Source organism: Flavobacterium sp. TC780, from assembly GCF_056783245.1.
Genome location: NZ_JBXBAV010000048.1, coordinates 24,796 through 36,052, shown reverse-complemented (window position 1 = coordinate 36,052; position 11,257 = coordinate 24,796). Strand labels below are relative to the sequence as shown.

At 32.6% G+C, this 11,257-nt stretch carries 7 protein-coding genes; 5 read left to right on the top strand and 2 right to left on the bottom strand.

What is annotated here, in order from left to right; translation table 11 throughout:
* Positions 1–126: 126 nt before the first annotated feature.
* The 5 genes from AC1RYN_RS04795 (at position 127) to AC1RYN_RS04775 (ending at position 7,734) form a co-directional block, all read left to right on the top strand.
* Complete coding sequence (locus tag AC1RYN_RS04795; protein WP_481806038.1) at positions 127–915, top strand: S41 family peptidase; 789 nt, start codon at positions 127–129, stop codon at positions 913–915.
* A complete protein-coding gene (locus tag AC1RYN_RS04790) occupies positions 819–1,541 on the top strand; it encodes a S41 family peptidase (protein WP_481806040.1) in 723 nt (240 codons plus the stop codon). The genes AC1RYN_RS04795 and AC1RYN_RS04790 overlap by 97 nt, the downstream gene beginning before the upstream one ends.
* Positions 1,542–1,716: 175 nt before the next feature.
* Complete coding sequence (locus tag AC1RYN_RS04785) at positions 1,717–4,704, top strand: amidohydrolase family protein (protein ID WP_481806037.1); 2,988 nt, start codon at positions 1,717–1,719, stop codon at positions 4,702–4,704.
* Positions 4,705–4,738: 34 nt separating this feature from the next.
* Positions 4,739–6,046, top strand: coding sequence for an amidohydrolase family protein (locus tag AC1RYN_RS04780; protein WP_481806036.1), 1,308 nt, complete (start codon positions 4,739–4,741; stop codon positions 6,044–6,046).
* 371 nt (positions 6,047–6,417) lie between these two features.
* The gene (locus tag AC1RYN_RS04775; RefSeq protein WP_481806035.1) at positions 6,418–7,734 is read left to right on the top strand and encodes an ammonium transporter; all 1,317 of its coding nucleotides are present in this window, start codon (positions 6,418–6,420) and stop codon (positions 7,732–7,734) included.
* Positions 7,735–7,803: 69 nt separating this feature from the next.
* Here the strand turns inward: AC1RYN_RS04775 and AC1RYN_RS04770 are convergent, their stop codons facing one another.
* Together AC1RYN_RS04770 and tilS are read right to left on the bottom strand one after the other, a co-directional pair.
* Positions 7,804–9,894: a protein-disulfide reductase DsbD family protein gene (locus AC1RYN_RS04770; RefSeq protein WP_481806034.1), complete on the bottom strand. Its 2,091-nt coding sequence runs from the start codon at positions 9,892–9,894 to the stop codon at positions 7,804–7,806.
* Positions 9,894–11,201: a tRNA lysidine(34) synthetase TilS gene (gene tilS, locus AC1RYN_RS04765; RefSeq protein ID WP_481806033.1), complete on the bottom strand. Its 1,308-nt coding sequence runs from the start codon at positions 11,199–11,201 to the stop codon at positions 9,894–9,896. The genes AC1RYN_RS04770 and tilS overlap by 1 nt, the downstream gene beginning before the upstream one ends.
* Positions 11,202–11,257 lie beyond the last annotated feature (56 nt).

Genomic DNA, 11,257 nt, shown 5'->3' with positions numbered 1-11,257 from the left:
AAAAAATTTTTATTTCGTTTAGTTTCGTATTGCTAAGGTTAATACATGCTCCTGTTGTTAGGGAGGCAGCACCTTCCAATCATCAAAACAAAAATCAAAAAACGTTATCAACCAAACCTAGCAATTATGAAAAAACCGTTTAAACCTTCAAAAAATAAGTTTATTTTTTTTCTAATTCTATCCTTTACTTTCGTAGTAAATGTAAGTGGTCAACAGAAAACAATAACGGAGAAATTCAAAAAAGAAACCGTTTTAAAAATAGATTCTTTATTACAAGAAAATTACATATTTCCAGATAAAGCCAAATTAATTGGAAACCATTTAAAAAACTCCTATAAAGAAGGGAAGTTCAAAAAATATGATTTATTAGATTCTTTTACTGTAGCCTTAACAAAAGAAGTGCGATTTATTAATAATGACAAGCATCTTGGAATTTGGCCTAAATTTATCCCTCCTGTTAATGAGAAAAAAGATTTAAATAAAGATTCTTATGAAAATTACCTACACAATTACACCGACAATCGCAAACGAGCAAATGGTTTTAGAGAAGTCAAACTAATTGATAGTAATGTCGGATACATTAAATATAATAATTTCATACATGAAACCGACCAAACAATTGATTCTTATATGCATCTACTAGAAACTGCAGATGCTATTATTATTGATTTAAGAACCAATGGCGGTGGTAGTCCTAAAACAGTTCAATATTTATGTAGTTATTTTTTCAAAGATCCTATATTACTAAACACTTTATATTTCAGAAAAGATAATTTTACCGAGGAATTTTGGGTAAAAGAAGTAAACGGAAAAAGAGGATTGATGTTCCTTTATTCATTATTACAAGTCCTAAAACCTTTTCCGGAGCTGAAGAATTCAGTTATAATATGCAAACCCAAAAAAGAGCAACATTAGTTGGCAAAACAACTGGTGGCGGAGCTAATCCTGGCGAACCTTATGAAATTAACAGTCTATTAGAAATATTTGTTCCTACTGGAACTGGAATAAACCCAATAACAAAAACAAACTGGGAAGGTGTTGGTGTAATTCCAGAATACAAAACAACTCCCGAAATGGCTTATGATAAAGCGGTGGAATTAGCACAAAAAAAAGCTGCTGATTATAGAAATAAAAAAGCTGCTGAATCTAAAAATCTTTATCTAGAACTACAGGCTACAATTAATCAACAAACAAAACCCATTGACGAAACTGATTTGGTAAAAATGGATCAGCATGTATTTAATGCTGTATCAAATTTAGTAAAATCTGATTTATACAAAGAGGAAGACATTGATGCATTGGCTTCTCAACATACAAAAACAAAACCTTTTATTGCCGAATCTATCTTAAAGAGTAATTCTGAATTGTATCCAAATTCACCAATAGCATTTTTAAAATACGGTGATATTCTCGAACAAAATGGAAAGAAGAGTAACGCCATAGCAGCTTTAAAAAAAGCCGTAGAAATTGCTACAGAAATTAAGGCTCCTTATCTTGATGGATTAAAAAACCGCTATGAAAGCAGTCTAAGGAAAAACTAGTCACAGCTAATAAATCAGTAGTATTAATACCTATTTTACTCTTTTAAGATTCCCTGAAAAAATGTTCCATTACTCTATTTCATTAGCTTGCTTCAATAAATAAAATAATTTTCTGGTTTTAACTTGTCCAAGTATTAATATTTGTTATTTTTATGAAAAACTAACCTATTTATCTATGAAAAAAGCCATATTACTGCTATTTTTAAGCACTTTTTTAACAAAAATACACGCCCAAGATTATTTTCCCAATAATGAAAGTATCCATAGTAAGAACAATAATTACACCGTTTTTACTAATGCAACTATTTATGTAACTCCAACACAAAAAATAGAAAAAGGGACTTTACTTATACAAGATGGAAAAGTAGTTGGTGCGGGAAACAATATTGCTATTCCAAAAAACAGCATCACGATTAATCTGGAAGGAAAAACAATTTACCCTTCTTTTATAGATATTTATACTTCTTTTGGAGTAGAAAAACCAAAAGGTTATTCCGGTGGACGCAACCCATTATACGATACTAAAAGAACTGGATATTATTGGAATGAAAGTATTCGTTCTGAAGTAAATGCATACGAAAGTTTTAAATACGACCAACCTAAAGCTGAAGAATTATTAAAAGCTGGTTTTGGAGTAGTTGGAACTCATATCCCTGATGGAGTCGCTCGTGGAACTGGTGTATTAATAGCATTAAACAATAACGAAAACAGTACCCGAATTCTATCTAATAAAGCAACCAATCATTTTGGTTTTACACGAAGTGTAGCAACTAACCAAGCGTATCCAAGTTCTTTAATGGGAATGATGGCATTGCTTCGCCAAATGTATTTGGATTTAGATTGGTATAAAAAAGGAAATTCAGCGACCAAGGATTTATCATTAGAGGCATTAACAAGTAACGAAAAATTAACCCAAATTTTCACGACTGAAGATAAATTAAACAGCCTAAGAGCTGCCAAAATAGCCAAAGAGTTTGGATTAAATTATGTCTTAAAAGGATCAGGAAATGAGTTTGAAAGAATTGAAGAAATCAAAAAAACAAATTCACAATTTATTATTCCGATAAACTTCCCAGAAGCATATGATGTTTCAAATCCATATCAATCTAATCAAATAGAATTAGCCGACATGCGTTTTTGGAATCAAGCTCCAACTAACCTAAAAGTTCTTTCAGACAACGGAGTCGTTTTTGCTTTAACAACAGACAAATTAAAGAAAACGGAAGATTTTAGAACCAATCTGATAAAAGCTATTAAATACGGTTTTGATAAAACAAAAGCATTAGAAGCTCTAACAACTGTGCCTGCAGCTATATTAGGAAAAAGTAATGAAATAGGAAGCTTAAAAAATGGTAGTTATGCAAACTTCGTAATTACTTCAGGGGAGATATTTGATGAGAAAACCATTTTATATGAAAACTGGGTTCAAGGAAGTAAATATGTTATAAATGATGCTAATGCAAAAGATATTCGTGGTAATTACGATTTAACTTTCGACTCAACTACTTACAAATGGAAAATTGATGGTACAGCTACTGCTCAAAAATCGGAGATAACAACTGTCGATGCTAAAAAAATAACTAGTACATTTTCAACTGCAAACAATTGGATTACTCTATTAATAAAATCAAAAGATTCAACTAAAGCAGATTATAGTCGATTAACTGGACTAGTAGAAAACGCTCAAAAACTTTCTGGAAAAGCAGTTTTACCTAATGGCAATGAAGTGCAATGGACAGCCATAAAAATGGCTCCTTTTGTAACAGAGAAAGATTCTGCTAAAACAGAAAAACTAAATCCAATTATGCCAGTTACTTACCCAAACATTGCTTTTGGTAATTCAAAAAAATTAACTGCACAAACAATCTTATTTAAAAACGCTACTGTTTGGACTAATGAAAAAGAAGGAATTCTTGAAGAGACTGATGTCTTAATCAAAAACGGAAAAATAGCAGCGGTGGGGAAAAATTTATCCGATGCGTCAGCAACAGTTATTGATGCAAAAGGGAAACACCTTACTAGTGGTATTATTGATGAGCACTCTCATATTGCAATATCAAATGGTGTAAATGAAATGGGGCATAACTCAACAGCAGAAGTAACTATAGAAGATGTTGTAAATTCTGAAGACATTAATATTTATAGAGATTTAGCTGGTGGAGTTACAATTTCACAATTACTACATGGATCTGCCAACCCAATTGGTGGCCGTTCTGCAATTGTAAAATGGAAATGGGGACAACCTGCAGAAGAAATGCTATACAAAAATCAGCCAAAATTTATCAAATTTGCACTGGGTGAAAACGTAAAACAATCTAATTGGGGAATCACAAATCCTACGCGTTTCCCGCAAACAAGAATGGGAGTTGAACAAGTTTTTACCGATTATTTCCAACGTGCAAAAGAATACGATGCTTCTTGGAAAAAATACAATTCGGGTTCTAAAAAAGGAAAAGCACCTAGAATAGATTTAGAATTACAAACTATTGCCGAAATCATAAATAAAGAGCGCTTTATTACTTGTCACTCTTATATAGAATCGGAGATTTTAATGTTAATGAATGTTACTGAAAAATTCAATTTTAAAGTAAACACTTTTACCCATATTCTAGAAGGATATAAAGTAGCCGATAAAATGAAAGAACACGGAGTTGGAGCTTCAACTTTTTCTGATTGGTGGGCATATAAATTTGAAGTAAATGATGCTATCCCATTTAATGGACCAATTATGCACAATGAAGGAATTGTAGTTGCCTACAACTCTGATGATGCCGAAATGTCCAGAAGATTAAATCAGGAAGCAGCCAAAGCTGTGAAATATGGCAATATATCTGAAGAAGAAGCTTGGAAATTTGTCACCCTGAATCCTGCAAAATTATTACATATTGATGATAAAGTAGGTAGTTTAAAAATAGGAAAAGATGCAGATGTTGTGTTATGGAGTGCTAATCCATTATCTATTTATGCTAAAGCTGAAAAAACAATTATTGAAGGCGTAGTATATTATGATCTTCTAAAAGAAACGGAACAAGAGCTTGCTATAACCAAAGAAAGAAGTGAACTAATAGGTCAATTGCTACAAGAAAAAAATAAAGGAGCAGCTACTCAGCAACCAAAAAAGAAAGAGAAAAAAGAATATCACTGTGATACTTTAGAACAATAAAAACGAAAGATTCACAAATAGAAAATAGAGAACTATGACAAGTAAAAACATATATATTTTACTATTGGCATTTTGTATGCCAATATATATAAAAGCACAGCAAACGCCAGCTCCAAAACAAACAAAATCAGTTTTAATACTAAATGCTACTGCACATTTAGGCAATGGAAATGTGATAGAGAATAGCGCTATCGGGTTTAAAGATGGAAAAATAACATTGGTAGCTGATGCCAGAACAATCAGACTAGCTGCAGATGCATACGACACTACAATTGAGGCTAGCGGGAAACATGTATATCCAGGATTTATTGCTCCAAATTCCACGTTAGGACTTGTAGAAATTGATGCTGTAAAATCATCTAATGATGATGAAGAAATTGGAAGCTTTAATCCTAATGTAAGAAGTATTATTGCTTATAATTCTGAATCTAAGGTAATAGAAACAGTTCGTCCAAACGGAATTTTAATAGCACAAATCACGCCTCGTGGCGGAAGAGTTTCTGGAACTTCATCAATAGTACAATTAGATGCATGGAGTTGGCAAGATGCTGTACTTAAAGAAAATGACGGGATTCATCTTAATTTCCCTCCTAGCTTTAAAAAAAGTGGTTCTTGGTTTGAGCCAGGTCCTATTGAAGCCAACAAAGATTATGTACCCCAGATTGAAGAAATCAATGCTTTTTTAATTAATTCTAAAGCCTATTTTGGGGACGCTCCAAAAGAAAGAAACTTGATTTTTGAATCAACAAAAGGGCTTTTTGATGGAACTCAAACTTTGTTCATCCATGCCGATGGAGAAAAACAAATCATTGATGCTATAAAATTAATTCAGGATAATGGAATCAAAAAAGTAGTTGTCGTAGGTGGTTTTGAAGCTTACAAAACTGCTGATTTATTACAAAAAAACAATATCGGAGTATTGCTAAAACGTGTTCATGATATGCCACAAAGTGATGATCAAGATGTTAATTTACCTTATAAGATGGCGAAAATATTAACCGACAAAGGTATTTTAGTTGGTTTAGAAAATAGTGGAGACAACGAACGAATGAATACTCGAAACTTAGCCTTTTTAGCAGGTACCTGTGCTGCTTATGGTTTAGATAAAGAACAGGCATTACAATTAATAACATCTAATACCGCTAAACTATTAGGTATAGATGAACTTTGCGGAACTCTAGAAACTGGAAAAGACGCTACTTTATTTATATCCGAAGGTGATGCATTGGACATGAGAACTAACAAACTTACCAATGCTTTCATACAAGGAAGAATGATTAGCCTGGAAACACATCAAACTAAATTGAATAAAAAGTACAAAGAGAAATACAATCAGAAATAAACGTTCTATAAAACTATATTAATAGTCGTTTTAAATTATTAATAGCAAAGCAAAAGGACTTAAATGAATAATTCATTTAAGTCCTTTTTTATTTCAATCCATTTTATAAGAATACTTAGAACTCTACATTCAATTAATAACTAATCACGTCATAAAAAAAACTGGCATTTTTAATTAAATCATAAACTACAAACTACAAACAAACAAAGCCTATCATTTACAAAACTCAATTTTAATATCATTTTTAACCACTGCCACTAAAATTAAAGGGGTTAAAATGAAAATTTAATAAAAATCAAATAGTTAATGCCATTTTTTACAGGGGTGTCAAATCATTTTATATTTTTATTAAAATTTAAAACTAACCAACTATGCGAAAAATTATTTTAACTGTGATTCTTATCACGATTTTGGTATTAACCTTTCTCTCTAATTTTATCCTGTCTGATAACCCTATTCCTGCCAAAGCTGTGAAGTTTGATACTGGCGATACTGCTTGGATGATTGTTGCAACTGCATTTGTATTACTAATGACTCCCGGATTAGGTTTCTTTTATGGAGGAATGGTTGGTAAGAAAAATGTAATCAGTACCATGCTTCAAAGTTTTATGGCAATGGTAATTGTAACAATATTATGGGTAGTTATTGCATTTGGATTAGCATTTGGCCCATCAATAGGTGGAATTATAGGCAACCCAACTTCTAATTTGTTTTTTCAAGGCGTAGGCACTAATACCGCATGGGGTCTAGCTCCTACTATCCCATTTATGTTATTTGCATTATTTCAGGCAAAATTTGCTATTATAACCCCAGCTTTGATAACAGGAGCATTTGCAGAGCGTATTCGATTTTGGGCTTACTTATTATTCATGGTATTATTTATATTAGTCATATACTCTCCTTTGGCACATATGACTTGGCATCCTGAGGGTATTTTCTTTAAAATGGGCGTACTTGATTTTGCTGGAGGAACAGTTGTACACATGAGTGCAGGTTGGGCTGCATTGGCAGGAGCCATATTTTTAGGAAAAAGAAAAGTTCAAAAAGTAAATCCTGCCCGTATTACCTATGTATTACTAGGAACTGCATTATTATGGTTCGGATGGTTCGGATTTAATGCTGGTTCAGCTTTAGGAGCTAATGGTTTAGCTGTTCAAGCCTTAGGAACCACTACCGTTGCAGCCGCTGCCGCTGCAATGGCTTGGGTATTTCTTGATAAAATTTTAGGACATAAATTATCTGCGCTCGGAGCTTGTATTGGAGCGGTTGTAGGTCTAGTAGCCATTACTCCAGCAGCAGGCTTCGTAAGTATTCCTCATGCAATCTTTATTGGAGCATTTGCCGCTATTGTAAGTAATCTTGTTGTAGGCAAATTTCCTAAAGGAAAAATCGATGATGCGCTAGATGTTTTTGCTTGTCACGGCGTTGGTGGTATGGTAGGAATGGTATTAACCGGAGTTTTTGCTTCTAAAGCGATCAATCCTGCCGTTGGAGATAATCAAGGACTTATTTTTGGAACCTCAACATTATTTACAAACCAATTAATAGCGATGATTATCGTATCTATTTTTGCATTTGTAGGATCTTATATACTCTTCTTTATTGTAAACAAAATTACCCCTCTAAGAGTAACAGAAGAGAAAGAAGAATTAGGTTTAGACATTTCTCAGCACGGAGAATTTTTATAAAAAAAGACCTTTATATGCCTAGTAACATAAAACAAAAAGACCAATCATAAGATTGGTCTTTTTAATTATTTATTTGAACTTTGAAATTCCGTCTTTTAACCATTTCAAATATTCATCAGCTCCAACATAACTAATTGTTGGTTTAGATCTATTTAAATTATTCCCTTCTAAGTCAGTCATGATATACAAAGGTTGTGTATTGGTTTTATATTTAGAAATCATAAAATCTGTCCATTTATCACCTACTGTAATAATTTTATCTCCTGTAGCAGTTACGTATTGTTCATCTGCTGGCAATTCACGTTTATCATCAACATATAAAGAAATAAGCACAACATCATTTTTTAAGATTGGTAATATTCTTTCGTCTGACCAAACATTATTTTCCATTTTTCTACAATTTACACAAGCATAACCTGTAAAATCGAGCATAATTGGTTTGTTGATCGATTTAGCAAACGCTACCCCATCTTCATAATCATGAAAAACCATAATTCCGTGTGGTCCTAATTCAGCCCCATCAGGCAACCCTTTTTCTGAACCAAGGTTTGAACCACTTGACCCTCCTACTCCAAACGGACTTTCGCTATATTGTGGTGGTGGTGGGAAAGCACTAATTAATTTTAATGGCGCTCCCCAAAGTCCTGGAATTAAATACACGGTAAACACAAGCGTAAGTAAACCTAAATATAAACGTCCGACAGAAATATGCTGTAAAGGGCTATCGTGTGGCAATGTAATTTTACCAAATAAGTATAATGTTAAAGCTCCAAAAATGGCAATCCAAATTGCTATAAAAACTTCTCTTTCTAGTAAATGCAATTGTAAAACCAAATCTGCATTTGATAAAAATTTGAATGCCAAAGCCAGTTCAAGGAATCCTAAAACCACTTTTACTGTATTTAACCATCCGCCAGATTTTGGCAATGAGTTTAACCAGCCTGGGAACATTGCAAACAACATAAATGGTAGGGCTAAAGCCAATGAAAAACCAAACATTCCGACAATTGGAGCAATTCCACCATTTGAAGCAGCTTCAACTAATAACGTTCCAACAATTGGTCCTGTACAAGAGAATGAAACAATCGCTAAAGCCAAAGCCATAAACAATATTCCAATTAATCCTCCTCTATCTGCTTGTTGATCTGCTTTATTTGCCCATGAATTTGGCAACATAATTTCGAAAGCTCCCAAAAATGAAGTTGCAAAAATGATTAATATAACAAAGAATATTAAGTTAAACCAAACATCTGTAGATAGTGCATTCAATGCATCTGCACCAAATATTTTAGTAACAATAAGACCTAATATCACATAAATTGCAATAATAGAGAACCCGTAAATAATAGCATTTCTGATTCCTTTTGCTCTACTTTTACTTTGTTTTGTAAAAAAACTAACTGTCATAGGAATCATAGGAAACACACATGGAGTAAGTAAAGCTGCAAAACCTGATAAAAATGCAATAAAGAAAATAGACCATAAACTTCTTTGTGGAGCTGGTTCAGGCATTTCCTGAGTTGGCAAAGCTACATCAGTATCGCTTTTTGAAACATCAGTGATATCAGTTCCAGCGGTGGCCTTTGTAGTATCAACAACTACTCCATCTTTTGCAGTTTCCCCTGTTTTTACTTCATCTGCTTTAACAACTGGTGCAGTTACGTCCATCTTAAATGAAGCTGGAATTGCAATAGAAAATTTCTTATTTAAATTGATACATACCTCTTTACAAATCTGAAAATCAAATTCAACTTCGATAGTTTTTATATCAGAATTTACAATTGTTATTTCTTGTTCTATATGCGCTTTCCCTTCAAAGAAAGTTTCATTAACACCAAATATATCATTAAATGCTGTTCTGGTTTTCCCTTCTTTGGCTTTACCAACCAAATTATAATTCCCTTTTTGATTTTTAAACGAAATTTCTAATGGTAGTGGCCCACCGTCTGGGGTAAATTGAGAATATATATGCCAATCTTTCTCAATAACTCCATCAAAAATTAATACAAAATTGTTTCCCGATTTCTTTTCGATTTTAGAAGTCCATTTTACTGGTTCTAATATTTGTGCATTTCCTTTTGCAAAAGCAAAAAAGAAAAACAGCAGAAACACGATTGAATTATTCCAAAATTGTTTTGATAGTAGATAGGTTGATTTCATTATTGTAATTCTATTTTTAATATCTTGTTTGTAGTGTTTTCTATTTTAAAACGCTCATCTTGTCTGATCCCTACAACCCAAACAATTTGATTATTCGAACACAAAATCCAAGTGTTTTCTTTTTCAATCAAGGATAATTTTTCATCTTTAAAAAGTTTACTTACTTTTTTAGATTTCCCATTCATTCCAAACGGATGAAAAACATCACCTTCATTCCATTTACGTAAAACTAAAGGAAACTGAATTTTTTCGACGTCCACAAATATAGCTTTATTTGAATCTATTGTTATGTGACCTACGTTACAGAGTTTCAATTTTAAGGGAAAATTAACTTCTTTGTCATTAATTTCTATATAAAATTCTTCTTGCTTTATTTTGGGAATTGGACCTAAAATTAATATTGTTCTATCTTTTATCAATCGAAACTCTGGCGAAAAAACCTGCTTACCAGACTGACTATCAACTAACTCATAAATATCATCCCAAGCCGAAAATTCATATTCCTTAAGCCATTGATATAAATATGATCTATAATTTGTCAATCGTTTTAATTGATTTAAATCAAAATGAATTTCATCATTAATTTCTTTTGCAACTTGTTGATACACCATAATTGAGGCATCTTCTACCATAACTTGAGCTTCTTGCAAAAATTCCTGAGTCTTCTGAAAAGCTGTCAAAAAACCAGGATTTATCTCCTTTAAAATCGGAACTAAATCATGACGGATTTTATTTCGCAAATATTTATTTGAAGCATTACTGCTATCCTCACGCCATTCAATAGCATTATCCTCAGCGTATTGTTTTATTTCTTCTCTTGAAAACGGCAACAGCGGACGAATAAGTTTTTCGTTTTGCTCTGGAATTCCGATCAAACCATCTAAGCCTGTTCCTCGGCTTAAATTAATTATAAATGTTTCTAGATTATCATCAGCATGATGCGCCGTTAAAATATAATCATAACCTTCGGTTTCTAAAAGTTCATAAAACCAATTGTAGCGCAGTTCTCTTGCAGCAACCTGAGTCGAAAGTTTATAATCCTTAGCGAAAGCTTCAGTATCAAACTGAGTAATAAAAAATTGACATTTTAAATTTTCAGCAGCAGTACTAACAAACTCCTGATCTCCAAAACTTTCTAATCCCCGTAACTGAAAATTGCAATGTGCAATTGCAAAATCATAATCTAGCTGCGCAAACAAATGTGCCATAACCATACTATCCAATCCTCCGCTTGTAGCCAGTAGCAATTTCTTCTTTTCTAAAAAAGGAAGCACTTTTGTAATATGATTTTTAAATTTTTGGAGCATATATAATTTACGTCTTTTGTTATGATTTGGTTTTACAAATCAATTGGTTAAAAATA